Here is an 18724-nt window from a genome sequence, read left to right on the forward strand (position 1 = left end):
ACCACGGGACGAATCGCTTATATGCCCGAAGACACAGGGGTATACGCCATTTTTGACACCGCGCGGAAAGCCGACCATGCCGGACACTCCGTGGACACCGCGCAGGAGGACGGGCGCTAAGGGTGCGCCGGCTCGGCCGTGTCGGCCTCGATGGCGTCCGGGTCGAGCGGCAGGACGACCCGGAAGGTCGCGCCCTCGCCGGGCTTGGTCTCCACCGAGACCGAGCCGCCGTGGGCCTCGACCAGCCCGGCCACGATCGCCAGGCCCAGCCCGGTGCCGCCGCGGCTCCGGGCCGGGTCGGCGCGGTAGAACCGCTCGAACACCCGCTCGGCCTGTTCGGGCGGCATGCCCGGACCCTTGTCGACGACCTCCAGCACGGCCGCCGGAGAGTCGCCGAGCAGCCCGGACCGGATGACCACCTCGACGGGCGTGCCGGACGGCGTGTGTCGCAGCGCGTTGCTCACGAGGTTGCCGATCACCTGCCGGAGACGTACCTCGTCGCCGGTCACGATGAAGGCCGAGCCGCTGCGCACCGACAGCGTGATCTCCCGCGAGCCGTCCACGACCCGTGCGTCGTGCACGGCGTCGGCGGCCAGCGCGAGAAGGTCGACCGGCTTGCGCGCCAGCGGGCGCTGCTGGTCGAGCCGGGCCAGCAGCAGCAGGTCATCGACCAGGACGCCCATGCGCGCGGCCTCGTCCTCGACCCGGCCGATCAGCCGGTCGAGCTCGTCCGGCGAGACGTCGGAACGCTGCCGGTAGTACTCCGCGAAGCCCCGGATCACCGCGAGCGGCGTCCGCAGCTCATGGCTGGCGTCGGCGATGAAGCGGCGCATCCGCTCCTCGGACTCGCGGGCGGTCGCCTCCGACTTCGCCTGGGCGCGGAACGCCGTCTCGATCTGGGAGAGCATGCCGTTGAGCGCGTTGCCGAGGCGGCCGACCTCCGTACGCGGGTCGGCGTCGGGCACGCGGCGCGACAGGTCGCCCGCCGCGATGGCCTCGGCGGTGTGCTCGATGTGCACCAGCGGGCGCAGGCTGGCGCGGACGATCGCGATGCCGAGGCCCATGACGAGCACCAGCACGATGCTGCCGACGACGATCTCCACGCCGATGAGACGGCCGGTCGTGCGCGCGACGTCGCGCAGGTCCGCGGCCACCACCACGTAGCCGCCGGCGATGGGCTCGATGTGGACGCGCCAGTGGGCGTCGCCGGAGACCGCCCCGACGGTGACGGCCTGCTCGGCGTGGGCGGTCAGCCACGCGGCGTCCTGCGGGACCGCGGGGTTCGGCACCGACTCACGCCAGATCGATCCGTTGGAGTTGGCCAGGACCCGGCCGGCCGCATCGCGTACCTGGACGACGAACTGCCCGGTCACCGGCACCTTCGTCTGGGCCGGTCCGGGCTGACTGATCACCCGGGCCGTCACGCGGGCGAACCCGGTGAGCTGCCGGTCGGTCTTGTCCAGCAGGTAACCGCGCATCGCCGAGACGCTCGCCACGCTCACCGCGACCAGCGCCAGAGCGACGAGCGCCAGCGACGCGGCGATGAGCTTGACCCGCAGCGGGGTCCGCGCGGACAGGCGGGTCAGCCAGGGCGGCACTACTGCTCCGGCGGCAGGCGCAGTACGTAGCCGACCCCGCGCAGGGTATGGATCAGGCGGGGGCCGAGTTTGTCGAGCTTGCGGCGGAGCACCGAGACGTAGGACTCGACGATCCCGGTGTCGCCGCGGAAGTCGTAGTCCCACACGTGGTCGAGGATCTGCGCCTTGGACAGCACACGGTTGGCGTTGGTCATGAAGTAGCGCAGCAGCTTGAACTCGGTCGGCGAGAGCTGGATGGGCTTGCCGGCCCGCCAGACCTCGTGGCTCTCCTCGTCCAGCTCGAGGTCGGCGAAGCTCAGCCGCGGGGGCGCCTCGGCCGGGCCACCCTGGGCGCGGCGGAGGACGGCGCGGATGCGGGCGATGACCTCTTCGAGGCTGAACGGCTTGGTCACGTAGTCGTCGCCGCCGAGGGTCAGTCCCCGGATCTTGTCCTGGGTGGCGTCTCTCGCGGTGAGGAACAGCACCGGAATGTGCGCCCCGCCGCCGCGCAGCCTGCGGATGACGTCGAAACCGTCCATGTCGGGCAGCATGACGTCGAGCACGATGAGGTCGGGGCGGCGCTGCAGGGCCACCTGCACCGCGTCACTGCCGCCGGTCGCGGTGACGACCTCGAACCCCGCGTAGCGGAGGCTGCCGGACAGGAGTTCCAGGATGTTGGGCTCGTCCTCGACTACGAGCAGGCGCGCTTCACTCACGGTCTCCATCCTGGCCTGCGGAGTTGAGTACTACCTGAACGTGCCCTGACGAAGGACTGGAGGAACACGTCCGGGCTCCTGGGTGTTGACGGGCATCAGAGGCGCACAGGCATCAAGGAGACACGCCGTGCGCCTTCCCGCCACACCGACCTGTTCCGGCCGCTATAGATGTAGTTTGCACATATATACTTTTGCGTGGGGATAAGGCCTCCCCCGCCCCGGGGGATCGCCGGCGGAGGGGGCTCCTTGTTGACCAGGGCACGCACGGGATGAGCCGGCTCGCACCGGCCCCACCGGTCTCAGCGCCGGACGCGAAGATCCGCCCCCGTTGGTGGCGCGAGGTCGCCCTGCTCGGCGCGATGTACCTGATGTACGACGGGGTACGCCTGCTCGTCTCGGCCGGCCACGGTGAGGCCTTCACCAACGCCCATCGCGTGCTGCATCTGGAGCACACGCTGCGCATCGCGGACGAGACCGGCATCAACCACGCCGTCTCCGCGATCCCGGAGTTCGGCGTGCCGCTGTCCTACGCGTACGCCACGCTGCACTACGTGGTGACGCCGGTGGTGCTGGGGTGGCTTTGGCGCTGCCGGCCCCGCTCCTACCGCGGCGCGCGTACGGCACTGGTGATCGCGACGCTCATCGGGCTGCTCGGGTTCTGGTTCTTCCCCACCGCCCCGCCGCGCATGCTGCCCGGGTTCGTCGACACGCTCGCCCGGTATCACGACTGGGGCTGGTGGGGAAGCGCGGCCAGCGCGCCCCGGGGGCTGGCCGGGTTGACCAATGAGTTCGCGGCGATGCCGTCACTGCACGTCGGCTGGGCCGCCTGGTGCGGCTGGCAGATCGCGCGCCATGCGAACTGGGACTGGCTGCGGGCGCTCGGCGTCGTCTATCCGGTGTTCATGTTCGTCGTCGTGGTCGGCACCGCCAACCACTACGTCGCCGACGCCGTCGCCGGCCTGATGGTGATCGCCGTCGGGGCGCTGCTCGCCCGGCTGCGCGAGCGGCGCCGCGTCAGGCGTCCGGTTGATCGCCCTCGGAGCGCGACTCACCCTTCTTCTTGACGCCGGCGGCCGCCTTGCCGCCCTGGTCACCGGAGTCCCGGTCGGCCTGGCGGCGCTCCCACTCGGCCTGGCGCAGGTCGTCCTCGCTCGGGGCCTCGATGCGCGCGATTCGCTTGTTCATCGACCGGATCAGGAAGAAGAGCGTCACACCCAGCGCCGCGACGATGAGGAACGCGCCAACCCCAGGCGTCACCTGGTCTTCGTTGACCGCGAGAATCATCATGGCAGGCACACCTTTTCCTGGACCTCCTGAACACCGGCGAACAGATCGTCCTCCGGCAGTTCGGTGTCCACTAGTGAACGTGCCAAATGGTAGTCCTCGGTCGGCCATGCCTTGCGCCGGAGGTCGGTCGGGCAGGCGAAGAACGGGCCGTTCGGGTCGATCTGCGTCGCGTGGGCGATCAGCGCCTGGTCGCGTACGTCGAAATAGTCCGCGCACGGCACCTTGGTGGTGATCTCCCACTTCAGCGGCCGGTCCTGCCAGCGCTTGAGCATCTCCTCGTACGGCGACTCGAGGCCGGCGTCGAGCATCGCCTGGTGCTCGGCGAGGTAACGGTCCTGGTGGAAGGTCATGTGGTAGTAGAGCTTGAGCGGCTGCCACGGCTCCCCGGTGCCGGGGTAGCGGTCGGGGTCGCCCGCCGCGTCGAACGCCTCCACCGAGACCTTGTGGGTCATGATGTGGTCGGGGTGGGGGTAACCGCCGTTCTCGTCGTAGGTCAGCATGACGTGCGGACGGAACTCCCGTACGGCGCGTACGAGCGGCTCACTGGCCACCTCGATCGGCTGCAGGCCGAAGCAGCCCTCCGGCAGCGGCGGCAGCGGCTCGCCCTCCGGCAGCCCCGAGTCGACGAAACCGAGCCACTGCTGCTCGACGCCGAGGATCTCACGGGCCTTGGCCATCTCCTCCATCCGCACCGCGGGGAGGTTCTCCTTGATCTCCGGACGGTCCATCGCGGGGTTGAGGATGTCGCCGCGCTCGCCCCCGGTGCAGGTCACCACGAGGACCTGAACGCCTTCGGCGGCATAGCGCGCCATGGTCGCCGCACCCTTACTGGACTCGTCGTCCGGATGGGCGTGCACGGCCATCAGGCGCAGCGGTTCGCGACACGTCGAGGTCTCGGACAACTCAGGCTCCCCGTGAGCGTAAGGTCGTATTCATCCGATGCGGGACCGGACGCCCGGTGACCGCACCGCGAAGCATGATTCTCCCTGAGAACAACACCGCCCCGCACGGAGATTCCCATGAGCCCGACCGGCACCACCACCAGGCGCAACCGGGTGGCCTACGCGGTCATCGGGGTGTTCGTCGCGATCTGCGCCGCCGGCTGGGCCATCATCATGGTGCACGCGGAGGGCACTCCGGGAATCACGCCGCAGATCGTCTCCTGGCAGGCGGCCGACCGGTCGGTCCGCGTGCACTACCAGATCGCCAAGTCCAAGGGCGACAACGTGCGCTGCGCGCTCATCGCGTACGACACCGACCACGCGGAAGTAGGGCGGATGGAGGTGACCGTCCCGACCGGGACCGGTGACGTCGATCGCCACCAGCAGCTTCCGACGACGTCCAAGGCGACCGCGGTTGACGTTCAGGGGTGCCGCACAGGTTAATACCGGCTCTCCTATGGGGAACAAACAAGAGCGTCATAACGACACAAAGCTCTCTTGCGCTGGCTACTTCACGTTTGAATGCCGGTAGCCTTGAGAGTTCTACGGCCGCACTTCACGTGGATGAGGAGTACCCGTGACCGAGACCCGCGACGCCAACGTCACCTGGCTCACCCAGGAGGCGTACGACCGGCTCAAGCAGGAGCTGGACTACCTCACGGGCGAAGGCCGGATCGAGATCGCCGCAAAGATCGAGGCCGCCCGCGAGGAAGGTGACCTCCGCGAGAACGGCGGTTACCACGCGGCAAAGGAAGAGCAGGGCAAGCAGGAGGGCCGCGTCCTCCAGCTTCAGCAGATCCTGCAGAACGCGCGCGTCGGCGAGGCGCCGCGCGCGGAGGGAGTGGTCGGTCCCGGAATGACGGTGACCGTCCAGTTCGTGGGCGACGACGAGGAGGTCACGTTCCTGCTGGCCTCGCGTGAGGAGAGCGGCGCACCGATCGACGTCTACTCCCCCAAGTCGCCCCTCGGCGCCGCCATCAACGGCAAGAAGGTCGGCGAGAAGGCCAAGTACACGCTGCCCAACGGCAAGAGCATGAGCGTCGAGATCATCGACGCCACGCCCTACGGCGGTTCCTGAGCCTCAGGGCCTGCGGGGACTTCGAGACAGGCCCTTCCGCCTCACTGACGTACGGCCGCGTGCACCAGCGGCAGGGTCCGCTGGTGCACGGGGGTCGCCAACGCGATCACGGTCGACGTCCGCCGCACGCCTTCAACATCGACGATCAGGTCGATGACGCGCTGTAGGTCCTGATTTCCGCGTCCGACGATGCGGCACAGCATGTCGCCCCCGCCGGTGATCGTGTGCACCTCGATCACCTCGGGGATGGCGGCCAGCCGTGCCGCGACGGGGTCGTGCCCGCCCGCCTGCCGGATCTCCAGCGTCACGAACGCCGTGACCTGGTAGCCGAGGGCGGCCGGGTCGACCTCGGGGCCGAACCCCCGGATCACGCCGCGCTCCTGTAGCCGGTCCAGGCGTGCCTGCACGGTGCCGCGCGCGACGCCGAGCCGGCGCGAGCACTCCAGCACGCCGATGCGCGGCTCCGCGGACAGCAGCGCGATCAGTCGCGCGTCGAGTTCGTCGATCATGGCGTCCTTCGCTGTGGGCAGCCTGTACAGGTTTTCGGGGTCTCCCGGGTTCAGGGTGTACAGGTTGCTCAGACATTTCAAGTGCTCTTGCGCAACCTGCGGACGGGATCGACATTGTGGGTGTCGAGCTGTCGTTCACCCGTCGCGTGAGGAGCACCATGACGACCGCAGCCAACGAACACGTCGCGACCGACGCGCGCGCGGCGGACACCTTCCCGGTCAAGGGCATGGACGCCGTCGTGTTCGCCGTGGGCAACGCCAAGCAGGCCGCGCACTACTACTCCACCGCGTTCGGCATGCGTTGCGTCGCGTACAAGGGGCCGGAGACGGGCAGCCGGGACGAGACCGCGTACGTCCTGGAGTCCGGCGGTGCGCGGTTCGTGCTCAAGGGCGCCGTGCACGCCGGCACCGACCTGGGCCGCCACGTCGCCGAGCACGGTGACGGAGCGATCGACCTGGCCATCGAGGTACCGGACGCGACCGCGGCGTACGAGCACGCCGTCGCGCACGGCGCGACCGGCCTGGAGAAGCCGCACGTGCTGGAGGACGAGCACGGCCGGGTCGTGATGGCCGCCATCGCCACGTACGGCGAGACCCGCCACTCCCTGGTCGAGCGCGGCGGCTACTCCGGCCCGTACCTGCCCGGATACGTCGCCGCCGACCCGATCGTCGCCCCCGGTGACCGGCGCTTCTTCCAGGCGATCGACCACTGCGTGGGCAACGTCGAGCTCGGCCGGATGGACGAGTGGGTGGACTTCTACAAGCGCGTCATGGGCTTCACGAACATGAAGGAGTTCATCGGCGACGACATCGCCACGGAGTACTCCGCGCTGATGTCCAAGGTCGTCGCGGACGGCGGCGGCAAGGTCAAGTTCCCGCTCAACGAGCCGGCGGTCGCCAAGAAGAAGTCCCAGATCGATGAGTATCTGGAGTTCTACGGCGGGCCGGGTATGCAGCACATCGCCCTGGCCACGAACGACATCCTCCACTCCGTCGACGCGATGCGCGCCGCCGGCCTGGAGTTCCTCAGCACTCCCGACTCCTACTACGAGGACGAGGAGCTGCGGACGCGCATCGGCGAGGTGCGCGTGCCGATCGAGGAGCTGCAGAAGCGCGGCATCCTGGTCGACCGCGACGAGGACGGCTACCTGCTGCAGATCTTCACCAAACCGGTGCAGGACCGCCCGACGGTCTTCTTCGAGCTGATCGAGCGGCACGGGTCACTCGGCTTCGGCAAGGGCAACTTCAAGGCCCTGTTCGAGGCGATCGAACGCGAACAGGAACGCCGCGGCAACCTCTGACCCCCGCCGTCCCAGCGGCCCCTCCCGGCGCGCGATGCCCGCTATGCCAGGTCCGTACGCGCGCCGGGGGCGTTTTTACCCTGCGGATTTGGCGTTTGGGCCTCTGACCAGCCACTCTTGACCGATGAGAGCCCGCCGGATCGTCGCGAGCGTCCTCCTGCCCCTGTCCCTGACGGCCTGCACGGAGGGCAACGCCCGTGTCCCCGCGCAGCAGGTCGCGCACGCGGCGCCCGGCGCCGCGAGCGCCGGCGACTCCGTCGTGCCCGGCAGCGGCAACGGCGGCTACGACGTCCAGCACTACGACCTCGACCTGAAGATCACCCCGCGGGCGCACCCGGCGGTCGCCGGCACCACGACGATCACCGCGACCGCCACCCAGGCGCTGAGCCGGTTCGATCTCGACCTCACCGGGCTCGACGTGACCAAGGTCACGGTCGGCGGAGTGTCCGCGGAGCACGGCCGTGCTCCCGGCAAGCTGGTCGTCACTCCCCCGAAGCCGATCGCCAAGGGCGGCTCGTTCACGGTGGCGGTCACCTACTCCGGCAATCCCCAGGCGGTCGACGATCACCTGCTCGGCCGGTACGGCTGGATCCGTACGGGCGACGGTGTCTTCACCGGTGACGAGCCCGACGGGGCGCACAGCTGGTTCCCCGGCAACGACCACCCGGGCGACAAGGCGACGTTCGGGTTCCGGGTCACCGTGCCGCGCGGCCTGACCGCGGTGGCCAACGGCGAGCTCGCCGGCACCACCGAGTCCGGCGACACGGCGACCTACACCTGGCGCGAGCGCGACCCGATGGCGACCTACCTCGCGATGGTCGACGTCGGCCGGTTCAAGATCCGCAGCGGGCGCACGCCGGGCGGCGTGCCGGTCTACGTCGCCGTCGATCCGTCCGTCGACAAGGCCGGCCTGGACGCCCTGTACGCGAACACCGTGAAGGTCACCGACGCCTGGGCCAAGCTCTTCGGCCCGTACCCCTTCACCTCGACCGGTGGGGTGGTCGACGACGCGCCGGTGCAGTTCGCCCTGGAGACCCAGACCAGGCCGGAGTACATCGCGGGCATGGCCGCGCTGCCCACCGTGGTCGCGCACGAGCTGTCCCACCAGTGGTTCGGCGACAGCGTCTCGGTGACGCGGTGGAGCGACATGTGGCTCAACGAAGGCTTCGCGACGTACGCCGAGTGGATGTGGGGCGAGCGGGAGAACCCCGCCGACACGGTCCAGCAGCAGTTCGACAGCCGGTACGCCCAGACGCGCAGTTCCGACCTGTGGAACATCCCGCCGGCCGCGCCCGGCCGCACCGCGCTGTTCGGCCGTTCGGTCTACGACCGCGGCGCGATGGCGCTGCACGCGTTGCGCAAGAAGGTGGGTGACGAGCGGTTCTTCGCGATCCTGCGCGCCTGGACCGCCGAGCACCGCCACGGCAACGCCACGACCGCGCAGTTCACGGCGCTCGCCCAGCGGGTCTCCGGCATGGATCTGCGCCACCTGTTCCAGGTGTGGTTGTACGACCGAGGGCGGCCCGTGAACTGGTAGCCGGAGACGCCGCACCGACATAGATCTTGCAGTGAAGCATTCGGCCGAGCATGCTTCCCCTTGCATGTTCAGGTACGCATGCGCTTTGACGACGGGAGTTCGCATGGCGAGGAACACCTCGCGAGCGCTGTCGATCGCCGCCTCAGTGGCGGCGATCGGTCTGCTCGCCCCTACGGCGACCGCGTATGCCGGTCACCGTGCCTTCACGCCGGGTCTGCCCGGCGCCGGCGACCGTTACTTCCCCGACATGGGGAACGGCGGATACGACGCCCAGCACTACTCCCTCGGCCTGAAGTACGACCCGGGTACCAAGGCCATCGACGCCACCGCGAAGATCACCGCGCGGGCCACCCAGAACCTGTCGCGGTTCGACTTCGACTTCCTCGGCCCGCTGAAGATCAGCAAGCTCACGGTCGACGGGCGGAAGGCCTCCTACACCCGCACCGGCGCCCAGGAGCTGGTGATCACTCCGGACCGCGGCGTGCCGCAGGGCCGGGTCTTCACCGTCGACGTCGCGTACTCCGGCGTGCCGAAGTCGATCAACGACCCGGCGCTGGGGCTCTCCGGCTGGATCGCCACCCATGACGGCGCGGTGGCGCTGTCGCAGCCGTTCGGGTCGGCGACCTGGTACCCGGTCAACGACACGACGCACGACAAGGCGACGTACGACTTCACCGTCACCGTGCCGAACGGACTGAAGGTGCTGGCCAACGGTGTGCCCGCGGGCGAGCGCACGCAGGGCGCGAACACCACCTTCCGCTGGGTCGACCGGCAGCCCACCGCGAGCGAACTCGTGCTGATGGCGATCGGCCACTTCGACGTCCGCGACACGCGCACCGCGACCGGCCTGCGCAACATCACGGCCGTCGACCCGGCCTCGGTGCCGGCCGGCGACAAGACGGCGGCCGACGAGTTCAACAAGGCGACCGCCGACGTCATCGACTGGGAGCAGAAGCTCTACGGTCGCTTCCCGTTCTCGGCGACCGGCGGCATCAGCGTGCTCGCGCCGGACGTCGGCTACTCCCTGGAGACCCAGACCCGCCCGGTGTACGCCCGGCGCACCGCCGGTGCCCTGCCGTCGGCCACGCTGCTCTCGCACGAGCTCGGCCACCAGTGGTTCGGCGACGAGGTGACGCCGTACGTCTGGCAGCACATCTGGCTGAACGAGGGCTTCGCGACCTACAGCGAGTGGCTCTACAGCGAGCAGCACGGCGGCGAGACGGCGCAGCAGCACTTCGACGAGGCGTACAAGTCCTCCTCCACCGACTGGAGCGGGAAGGTGGCCGACCCGGGCCGCGACCACATCTTCGACGACCTGGTGTACACCCGGGCCGCGATGACCCTGCACCAGCTGCGCCGGGCGATCGGTGACACGGCGTTCTTCGCCCTGGTCAAGGCGTGGCCGGCCCAGCACCGGTACGGCAACGACACGACCGCGGAGTTCACCGCCTTCGCCCAGCGGTACACCCACAAGGACCTGCGCCCGCTGTTCCAGGCGTGGCTGTACACCGCGGGCAAGCCCGCGCTGTAGGCGTTCCTGCCGCACGTCCCCGGGCTCACGTGGGCCCGGGGACGTTCGTCTTTCCCGGACGCGACATCAGCGGGCGCGGTCGGGGGAAGACTGAGGGTGACCACCACTGGGGATGGGTTCGGGGGGACTCATGGCCACATGCGAAGTATGCGGTAACGACTACGGCATGTCGTTCGAGGTGCACGCGCAGGGCGCGGTGCACGTGTTCGACTCGTTCGAGTGCGCGATCCAGCGCATGGCCCCGATCTGCGAGCACTGCCAGTGCCGCATCGTGGGTCACGGCGTCGAGGCGGGCGACCGCTTCTTCTGCTGCGCACACTGCGCCCGCGAGGCAGGCGTCCGCGAACTGGTCGACCACGCCTAGTCTGATGCGGGTCACCGCGTCTCGGCGGTGAGCAGGAACGCCGTCGGTGCCAGGGCGCACGCGGCGGCCGCCCAGGCGAGCGCCGCGTATCCGCCCGCCGACAGCACCGGCGTGGACACCAGGCTCGCCAGTGCCGCGACGCCCCACACCGTCGCGTCCACGGCGCCCTCGACTCCGGCTCGCGCCGGCTCGGGCAGGTCGCGGGCGAGCCGGCCGCTTCCGCCGACGAAGCAGAGGTTCCAGCCGTAGCCGAGCAGGAACAGCGCACCGGCCCGCAGCGGCGCGCCGCCTCCGGACGTGGTCGCCGCCAGCACCGACGCGAGGACCAGCACGCCCAGCCCGCCGCCCATCACCGGCCGCGGGCCGGTCCGGTCGATCAGCCGGCCGGTGACCGGCGAGAGCGCGAACATGCCCAGCGTGTGCGCGGACAACGCCAGGCCGACGGCGTCGAGCCCCTCACCGTGCATGTGCATCTCCAGCGGGGTGGCCGTCATCACCGCCACCATGACGACCTGCGCGGTGACCATCACCGCCAATGCCGTGCGCGCCCCGGAGTCCCGGGCCAGCTCCCGGAGCCGTACGGACTCCGCTCCGTACGCCGCGCGGCCTCCCCGGCCGGCCAGGGCCAGGCGGGCGACGCCCGCGGCGATCAGTGTCGCCGCGGCGGCGACGGCGTACGGCCCGGTCAGAGCGGTGCGGCCGAGGGATGACGCCAGAGCGCCGGCCGGGCCGATCAGCAGCGGCCCGATCACCGCACCGACCGCGCCGGCCCACACCACCATGCTGATCGCGAAGCCCCGCCGGTCCTGCGGATAGAGTTCGGCCGCCGCGTACCGCGACAGCTGCGCGCCCGCGTTGCCCAGGCCGAGCAGCAGCAGTCCGGCGCTCAGGGCGAGGACGTTCCCGGCCGCCACCGCGCCGGCCGCGACCGCACCCCCGAGCGCCGCGGCCAGGTAACCGAAGGTCAGGCCGGCACGCCGGCCTCGGCGGCCCATCATCCAGGTGAGGACGAGCGCGCCGGTGCCGGTGCCGACGATGCCCGCGGTGTTCGGGACCGCGCCCCAGCGTGCGCCGAGGTGGTCGCCCGCGACGATCGTGCCGACCGCGCTGGCGATGGCCATCGCGGCGTTCATGAGCGCGGCACCGGAGAAGAGTGCCGCCATGACGCGTGTACGGATCATGCCTTGACGGTAGAAAAGTCGGGCCGCCGGATGAATGGCCGATCAACGGAGAACAGGGCGATACGCCTGTTGTTCGCCAGGAGATTCCGCGCCAAACTTTCCGGATGGACAAACCGCTCGATCAGACCGACTGGCGCATCCTCGGCGAGCTGCAACGCGACGGCCGCCTGTCGTACAACCGGCTCGCAGGTCTCGTGAACCTGTCCGCTCCCGCCGTGGCCGAGCGCGTACGGCGGCTGGAGGAGGCCGGCGTCATCACCGGTTACGGCGCGCGCGTCGACGCGGCCAAGGCGGGACTGCCGCTGACGGCGTTCGTCCAGATGCGCTGCGCTCTGGGCAGCTGCCTGCTCAAGACGACGACGGCCGAGGAGTTTCCGGAGGTCACCGAGATACACAAGCTGGGCGGCACCGCCTGTTCGATGCTCCGCGTCCGGGTCGCGTCCATGCAGCACCTGGAGGGACTACTCGAACGCCTGGGCGAACACGGCGAGATGAACTCCCACATCGTCCTGTCGACCCAGTACGAGGGCCGCCCCGTCGAGCCGCCCCCGGCCCAGCCGCGCCCGGTCACCGACAGCGGCTGGAGCGTCTGACCGCACGACGTGCACGAGTCCTCGAACCGGCCGGTGCAGGCGGGGACGATCACGCTACATTCGCCGGATGTCCGCCGTTTCTCGCCGTCATGTCCTCATCGCGGGAGCGGCGGCCGTGGCCGCCGCGGGATGTGCCTATCCGCTGGTGCAGTCGGACATTCTTCCGGGCCGTTATCGGCTGGCGCCCTATCTCGGGAAATGCGGCTCGATGCCTCCGCTGCCCAAGGTGACGCCCGGGCCCGTACGCGAGCTGCGTTTCTCCGCGAGAGGACAGATGACGTCCGCCGTGGTCGGTTTCCCGCCCGGCGCGGCCAAGCACCTCCCGGTGGTGGTGATGCTGCACGGCTCGAACGGGAACGCCCGGACGCCCTTCGACGTCTACGGCATCCACTACTACCTCGCCGCGGCCGTCCAGAGCGGGGTTCCTCCGTTCGCCGTCGCCGCGATCGACGACTGGGCCGACGCCACCGGCGAGCCGTCGCCGGTGATCACCGAGTCTCTGGTGCCCTTTCTGCACGACCAGGGACTCTCCACCGGCCGTATCGGGCTGCTCGGCTGGTCGATCGGCGGCCACGGCGTGCTGAGCCTCGCATCCGCGCTGGGACCCGATCGCGTCGCCGTGGTGGTGGCGACGTCGCCCGCCATCTCACGCGATGACGCCGTCGCGTTCTCCAGGTCGGTCGCGCGAATTCCGGTCTCGGTGACCTGCGGCCGGGACGACCCGCTCTCGATCCCGGCCAAAACCCTGCTGGACCGGCTCCGCGCCGCCAGGACCGCCGAGGTCACCGGCGGCATCTACCCCGGATGCCACGACGCGGTGTTCCGCCGCCGCATGCTTCCGGCGCAGATGCCCTTCCTGGGGCGCCATCTCGTCTGAGAGCGCGAAGCCGTCAGCAAGACGGTGGTGCCCGTCGAAGAAATCGCCCGTGCCGCGATGAGTTCCGGGCGGGTCGCGAGTCTGTTCCGGTGACCGTCGTAAGAAGTGCTACGGCGCCACCCGGCACGAGACACCACGGAGGACACCATGACGACCACGCCGGACGACCCGACCACCGCGCTGCCCGGCCGCCCGCCCGTGGTCGACCTGGCCACCTGGCAGGCGGCCCGGGACGAGCTTCTGGTCCGCGAGAAGGCCCACACCCGCGAGGGCGACGCCATCGCCGCGGCCCGCCGCCGGCTGCCGATGGTGGAGTTCGACGGGACGGTCGAGATCGTCGGCCCCGACGGCTCCGTCCCGTTCCTGGACCTGTTCCAGGGCCGCGACGAGCTCGTGGTCTACAAGCACATGTGGCACGACGGCGCGCCGCACCAGGGGCAGTGCGAGGGCTGCACCAAGATGGCCTGGCATCTCAAGGACGCCGTCTACCTCAACGCCCGCGGCGTCTCGTTCGCCATCGTGACCACGGGTCGGTGGGAGGAGGTGGCCTCCTACGTCGAGTTCATGGGCTACACCCAGCCCTGGTACTCCGTGCGCGACGTGGACGCGCCGGTCGGCGGAGAAATGGGGTACATCACCTGCTTCCTGCGCGACGGCGACCGCGCGTTCCTCACCTACTCCACGACGGGCCGTGGCAACGAGCCGGCCGACGGGTCTTTCGCCCTGCTCGACATGACGCCCTACGGCCGCGGCGAGGCGTGGGAGGACAAGCCCGAGGGCTGGCCCGAGGGGCGCCACGCGTGCTGGTACTGGCGCTCGGACGCGGACGGGAACGCCACCTGGGGCCCGACCAGCCGCCCCGCGCCGCAGTGGACCCGTCCCGGCGCGACCCCCGTGGAGACCCTCGGGCGGCACGGCCACCACCACTGACGCGCCTTCGCCGACGGCGTCAGGTGCCTGGAGACCCGGCTCAGTTGAAGCTCAGGGTGTAGCCCTCTTTGCGGAGCCGGCCGAGCACCTCGTCGCAGTGCTCGGGACCTCGGGTCTCCAGGTGCAGCAGCACCTCCGCCTCGTCGACGTTGAGCCGGGCGGCCACCCGCTCGTGGACGACGTCGAGGACGTTGACCTCCATCTCGGCCAGTTCGGACAGCAGGTCCACCAGGGCGCCCGGATGGTCGCGCAGCCGCGCGCGGAACACCAGGTAGCGTCCGGCCGACGCGAGCCCGTGGCGGAGCACCTTCGACAGCAGCACCGGGTCGATGTTGCCGCCGGACAGCACCGTGACGACCGGGGCCTCGAACTCCTGCGGCCGGTCCAGCAGCGCGGCGACGCCCACGGCGCCGGCCGGCTCGACGACCTGCTTGGACCGTTCGAGGCAGTTGACCATCGCGGCGGACAGCGACTCCTCCGAGACCGTCACCACCGAGTCGACGAGCTTGGAGACCATCTCGAAGGTGAGGTCGCCGGGACGGCCGACGGAGATGCCGTCGGCCATGGTCGCGGCGGGCTCGACCATGACGGGGCGGCCGGCGGCGAGCGAGGGCGGGAAGGCCGCGGCGCGCTCGGCCTGCACGCCGACCACGCGGACGTCCGGGCGCACCGCCTTGACGGCGGCCGCGATCCCGGCGATCAGCCCGCCGCCCCCGACGCCCACGAGGATGGTGCGGACGTCGGGGCACTGTTCGAGGATCTCCAGGCCGAGCGTGCCCTGACCCGCGACCACGTCGGGGTGGTCGAACGGGTGGATGAAGACCGCGCCGGTCTTCTCGGCGTAGGCGTTCGCCGCGGCGAGGCAGGCGTCCACGCCGGGGCGCTCGAACACGACCTCGGCCCCGTACGCGCGGGTGGCCACGACCTTGGGCAGCGGGGCGCCGGCCGGCATGAAGACGACCGCCCTGCTGCCGAGCAGCTTGGCGGCGAGCGCGACGCCCTGCGCGTGGTTGCCGGCGCTCGCCGCGACGACGCCTCGTGACCGTTCTTCGTCGGAGAGACGCGCGATGCGCACGTACGCGCCGCGGGACTTGAAGGACCCGGCGCGCTGGAGGTTCTCACACTTCAGGTGGACAGGGCCGCCGATCTTCGCCGACAGTGACCGGGACCCGAGGATCGGCGTGTTGACGGTGACGTCCCGCAGCAGCTCGCGGGCCGCGCGGATGTCATCGATGCCGACGGCGGGACTCATGGTCCAGAGTTAACCACGCCCGCATCACGGATGCTCGCTCGCAGGTCGGCGCGGCCGCGCAGAGATCATCGCGGCCCCTTCTCGTACGGGCTCGGCACCGGGAAGTAGGCGTCGAGGAACCAGCTCATGAGCTCCAGCTGCCGTGCCTGCGTCACCGCGTCGGAGTCGGTGTCGTTCAGGCAGAACACGTCGAACCGCCGCAGCGACAGCATCCGGCGCAGCCGGTACGGCGTCTCGCGGGCGGCCAGGTCGGTGTAGGAGTAGTTGATGTGCCCCGGCGCGGCGCGCCCGGTGAGGAACGCGTAGTAGTGGTGCAGCGACGAGGGGATCGCGATGTCGTCGGGGTGGCGGAACTGGTGCCGCGCCGTCTCGGCGGCCTCCTTGGCGAACCGCTGCTCGATCTCGGCGAGCACGCTGCGCCGCAGGGCGTACGGGACGTGCTTCATCTTCTGGGTGAGCACCGGCCCGAAGGCCTCCTCGATCAGCCGCCGGTTGTTCTTGCCCGCGGCCAGCACCGGCAGGTCCGCCACGGACCGGTCGCCGAGTGCCACCTGCGCCTTCGAGGTGAAGAACCGGCTGACGCCGTTGGCCTGGAAGAACTGCGCGGGCCGCACCGGGCGGCCGAGGAAGAAGTCGTCGTTGAAGTACAGGAAGTGCTCGGCCAGCCCGTCGATGTGGTGGAGCTGCGACTCGATCGCGTGCGAGTTGAACGTCGGCAGGACGCCGCGGTCACCGAAGAGGTCGCGGTGGTCGACCACCGTCACCTTCGGGTGGTCCACGTCGAGCCAGGGCGGCACCTGGCCGTCCGTCACGATCCAGATGTGGCGGACCCACGGCGCGTACGCGGCGACGCCGCGCAGGGAGTACCGCAGTTCGTCGCGGCTGATGTAGCGGGCGTCGTTGGCCGCCTGCCGGTTGAGCCGCGCGACGCCGACCGCCTCGAGCGCCGCGTCGCGCCGGGCCCGCCACGCCTCGTCCGCGCCGTCGACCCAGGTGTAGACGACGTCGATGGGGAAGGTCACGTCCTCCACCAGCCGGGCGGTGAACTCGTGTCGCGTGGGGTAGTCGCCGTACGGCTCGCCGTGGGGAGACAGGGTGGTCAGGCACGCCTCGGGGACCCGCACCGTGCGCCCGTCCGCCGGGAGGCGCTCGGCGACGCGGTTGGGCCGCGGCGCGACCAGGTCGTCCTCCTCCCGGGTCCAGAACTCCACGGCGCAGCCGTGCTCCTCGCCGACCACGAGCCGCCCGTCCGGGGTGCTGTAGTAACGGACGATCCGCAGGACCGGCGCACCGGCGACGCTACGCCACGCCCGGTCGCCGAACCCGTAGCGGCCGTCGTCGCCCACGTACGCCCCGGCCTCCGCGCAGGCGCGGGCCAGCGCGCGCACCGCGCGCTCACGGTCGGTGGCCGCCACGCCGACGGCCGACTGGCGGTCGTCGAGCGGGCGCAGGCAGAAGAACGGCACGCCGGCCGCCGTCAGGCTCGCGCACACCAGGTCCAGCGTCTCCCGGCGGACGGACACCGGTGTGAGGCCGGCGCGGATCTCGGCCAGCCGCACCCGGCCGCGGGTGCGGGCCAGCCCCCGCTCGGCCGGGGCCAGCAGCCGCCGGTGGCGCAGGTGGTACCACAGGGTCGTGCGGCGGTCCGCGAGCCGGCGCAGCGGGCCGCCCGCGGAGGCCTTCAGGAGGAACCGGTTACGCGCCTCCGGCGACACCCGGCGCGCCACGCGCGCCCGCAGCGACCGCGGCATGAGTTTCCGGTAGAGGCGCAGCAGCCAGAACGACTCCGTGCTGGTCGGAGCGAGCACGATCCGGTTCGGCGTGACGGTGTGCCGGTCGGCGTCCGGGTGTTCCCCCACCGGGTCGTCGTACGGTGCCCGTACGGCATCCTGCATGTGTCAGTCCCAACATGAACTGGCGCGCCGGCTTGCGGGGGTTAGCCAGAGTTCGCCATAGATTTTCCGGTTATTGGTGGGACCGTTACCTCAGGTCGTCGGTTCACACGCCGACGAAGATCATGGAAAATTCATGCCGCCGGTCGCCGCCGCCGGTCGGTCACCGCCGGTCAGTCGCGGGTCCAGTAGCGTTCGCCGCCGAAGATGAACGCCGCCGCGCCGACCAGGCCCGCCATCTGCCCCAGCGCCGCCGGGACCACCCGCACCTCGCGGGCGAAGTCCATGCGGGCGTGGGCGCGGAAGGTGTCCTCCAGCGGGCGGAACAGCAGCGGCCCCGCCTGCGACAGGCCTCCGCCGACCGCGACGACGTCGAGGTCGCACAGGTGGGTGGCCGAGGCGATCGCCACGCCCAGCGCCCAGCCCGCGCGGTTCATCGCGCGGACGGCGACCGGGTGCCCGCGGGCGGCGTCGTGGGCGAGTTCCTTGCCGGTCTCGCCGGTCCAGCCCTGTTCGCGCGCCCAGGCCGACAGCCCGGGGCCGCGGGCGATCGCCTCCAGGCAGCCCCGCCCGCCGCACTCGCAGGGCGGACCGTCCGGGTCGACGATCACGTGCCCGATGTGCCCGGCGTTGCCGCTCGCGCCGTCGATGAGCCGGTCGCCCAGGATGAGGCCGCCGCCCACGCCGGTGGACACGACCATGCCCAGAACGTTGGGCCGGCCCCGTCCGGCGCCGCGCCAGTGCTCGCCGACGGTGACCGCGACGGCGTCGTTGTGCACCCGGACCGGCAGGCCGGGGAAGCGGTCGACGAGCCGCTCGCGCAGCGGGAAGGCCCGCCACGCGGGCATGTTGAGCGGGGAGACCTCGCCCGACGGCCACCACATCGGCCCGCCGCAGCCCACTCCGACGCCGGCGAGCCGCTTGGCCGGCAGCTTGTCGATCAGGGCCAGGAGGGTGCGCCACAGCCCGTCGGCGTCGACGTGGGGTGGCCGGGGCGTGACGATGCGCTCGTAGGCGCCGACCCGGCCGCCGGGTTCGACCAGCGCGGCGGCCATCTTGGTGCCACCGATGTCGATCGCGAGAACCGAGGCGTTCGCCGGTGCACCGCCGCCGTCTTCCATTTTCCGCCGCTCCCCTAACCGAGCCGGTACCGCTCCT

The 18724-nt window shown here is 70.9% G+C and carries 19 protein-coding genes; 10 read left to right on the top strand and 9 right to left on the bottom strand.

Features of this window, described 5'->3' with window-relative positions; genetic code table 11:
• Positions 1-116 precede the first annotated feature (116 nt).
• Together ABEA10_RS05145 and ABEA10_RS05150 are read right to left on the bottom strand one after the other, a co-directional pair.
• The gene (locus ABEA10_RS05145) at positions 117-1598 is read right to left on the bottom strand and encodes a sensor histidine kinase (protein ID WP_345458187.1); all 1482 of its coding nucleotides are present in this window, start codon (positions 1596-1598) and stop codon (positions 117-119) included.
• A complete protein-coding gene (locus ABEA10_RS05150) occupies positions 1598-2302 on the bottom strand; it encodes a response regulator transcription factor (RefSeq protein WP_329242173.1) in 705 nt (234 codons plus the stop codon). The genes ABEA10_RS05145 and ABEA10_RS05150 overlap by 1 nt, the downstream gene beginning before the upstream one ends.
• A 260-nt stretch (positions 2303-2562) precedes the next feature.
• Between ABEA10_RS05150 and ABEA10_RS05155 the strand changes: the two genes are divergently transcribed.
• Positions 2563-3357, top strand: coding sequence for a phosphatase PAP2 family protein (locus ABEA10_RS05155; protein ID WP_345458191.1), 795 nt, complete (start codon positions 2563-2565; stop codon positions 3355-3357).
• On the opposite strand, the gene ABEA10_RS05160 is transcribed toward ABEA10_RS05155, so the two are convergent.
• Both ABEA10_RS05160 and mca read right to left on the bottom strand, forming a co-directional pair.
• Positions 3308-3577, bottom strand: a complete 270-nt coding sequence (locus tag ABEA10_RS05160; RefSeq protein ID WP_345458193.1) for a hypothetical protein — start codon at positions 3575-3577, stop codon at positions 3308-3310. The genes ABEA10_RS05155 and ABEA10_RS05160 overlap by 50 nt on opposite strands.
• Positions 3577-4443: a mycothiol conjugate amidase Mca gene (mca, locus tag ABEA10_RS05165; protein ID WP_329263013.1), complete on the bottom strand. Its 867-nt coding sequence runs from the start codon at positions 4441-4443 to the stop codon at positions 3577-3579. Before mca ends, ABEA10_RS05160 begins: the two co-directional genes overlap by 1 nt.
• 156 nt (positions 4444-4599) lie before the next feature.
• Here mca and ABEA10_RS05170 point away from each other — a divergent pair, with 156 nt between their 5' ends.
• A complete protein-coding gene (locus ABEA10_RS05170; protein ID WP_345458195.1) occupies positions 4600-4965 on the top strand; it encodes a DUF4307 domain-containing protein in 366 nt (121 codons plus the stop codon).
• Between the two features lie 133 nt (positions 4966-5098).
• Positions 5099-5599 (top strand): transcription elongation factor GreA, encoded by a 501-nt coding sequence (gene greA / locus ABEA10_RS05175; RefSeq protein WP_345458197.1) that lies wholly within the window; start codon positions 5099-5101, stop codon positions 5597-5599.
• Positions 5600-5640: 41 nt separating this feature from the next.
• Here the strand turns inward: greA and ABEA10_RS05180 are convergent, their stop codons facing one another.
• A complete protein-coding gene (locus ABEA10_RS05180) occupies positions 5641-6108 on the bottom strand; it encodes an Lrp/AsnC family transcriptional regulator (RefSeq protein WP_329242192.1) in 468 nt (155 codons plus the stop codon).
• 158 nt (positions 6109-6266) lie between these two features.
• Between ABEA10_RS05180 and hppD the strand changes: the two genes are divergently transcribed.
• From hppD to ABEA10_RS05200, 4 genes are all read left to right on the top strand, one after another.
• A complete protein-coding gene (gene hppD, locus ABEA10_RS05185) occupies positions 6267-7409 on the top strand; it encodes a 4-hydroxyphenylpyruvate dioxygenase (RefSeq protein WP_345458200.1) in 1143 nt (380 codons plus the stop codon).
• Positions 7410-7533: 124 nt separating this feature from the next.
• Entirely contained in the window at positions 7534-8946 is a 1413-nt protein-coding gene (locus ABEA10_RS05190; protein ID WP_345458202.1) for a M1 family metallopeptidase, read from the top strand.
• A gap of 103 nt (positions 8947-9049) precedes the next feature.
• Entirely contained in the window at positions 9050-10477 is a 1428-nt protein-coding gene (locus ABEA10_RS05195) for a M1 family metallopeptidase (protein WP_345458204.1), read from the top strand.
• Between the two features lie 166 nt (positions 10478-10643).
• Positions 10644-10841, top strand: coding sequence for a hypothetical protein (locus ABEA10_RS05200; RefSeq protein WP_425550869.1), 198 nt, complete (start codon positions 10644-10646; stop codon positions 10839-10841).
• Positions 10842-10852: 11 nt separating this feature from the next.
• Here the strand turns inward: ABEA10_RS05200 and ABEA10_RS05205 are convergent, their stop codons facing one another.
• Positions 10853-12022, bottom strand: coding sequence for an MFS transporter (locus ABEA10_RS05205; protein WP_345458208.1), 1170 nt, complete (start codon positions 12020-12022; stop codon positions 10853-10855).
• 104 nt (positions 12023-12126) lie between these two features.
• Between ABEA10_RS05205 and ABEA10_RS05210 the strand changes: the two genes are divergently transcribed.
• The 3 genes from ABEA10_RS05210 to ABEA10_RS05220 all read left to right on the top strand — a co-directional run bounded on the left by ABEA10_RS05210 (position 12127) and on the right by ABEA10_RS05220 (position 14422).
• A complete protein-coding gene (locus tag ABEA10_RS05210) occupies positions 12127-12615 on the top strand; it encodes an Lrp/AsnC family transcriptional regulator (protein WP_345458210.1) in 489 nt (162 codons plus the stop codon).
• 67 nt (positions 12616-12682) lie between these two features.
• The gene (locus ABEA10_RS05215; protein ID WP_345458212.1) at positions 12683-13492 is read left to right on the top strand and encodes an alpha/beta hydrolase; all 810 of its coding nucleotides are present in this window, start codon (positions 12683-12685) and stop codon (positions 13490-13492) included.
• 147 nt (positions 13493-13639) lie between these two features.
• Positions 13640-14422, top strand: coding sequence for a DUF899 domain-containing protein (locus ABEA10_RS05220; RefSeq protein ID WP_345458214.1), 783 nt, complete (start codon positions 13640-13642; stop codon positions 14420-14422).
• 40 nt (positions 14423-14462) lie between these two features.
• On the opposite strand, the gene ilvA is transcribed toward ABEA10_RS05220, so the two are convergent.
• From ilvA to ABEA10_RS05235, 3 genes are all read right to left on the bottom strand, one after another.
• Positions 14463-15674 carry a threonine ammonia-lyase gene (gene ilvA / locus ABEA10_RS05225; RefSeq protein ID WP_345458216.1) on the bottom strand — a complete coding sequence of 404 codons (1212 nt, stop codon included), beginning with the start codon at positions 15672-15674 and terminating at the stop codon, positions 14463-14465.
• A gap of 65 nt (positions 15675-15739) precedes the next feature.
• Positions 15740-17569, bottom strand: coding sequence for a stealth family protein (locus ABEA10_RS05230; RefSeq protein ID WP_345458218.1), 1830 nt, complete (start codon positions 17567-17569; stop codon positions 15740-15742).
• Between the two features lie 170 nt (positions 17570-17739).
• Positions 17740-18687, bottom strand: coding sequence for an ROK family protein (locus tag ABEA10_RS05235; RefSeq protein WP_345458220.1), 948 nt, complete (start codon positions 18685-18687; stop codon positions 17740-17742).
• Between the last annotated feature and the right edge of the window lie 37 nt (positions 18688-18724).

The sequence above is a fragment of the Actinoallomurus oryzae genome, assembly GCF_039541955.1.
GTDB lineage: Bacteria > Actinomycetota > Actinomycetes > Streptosporangiales > Streptosporangiaceae > Actinoallomurus > Actinoallomurus oryzae.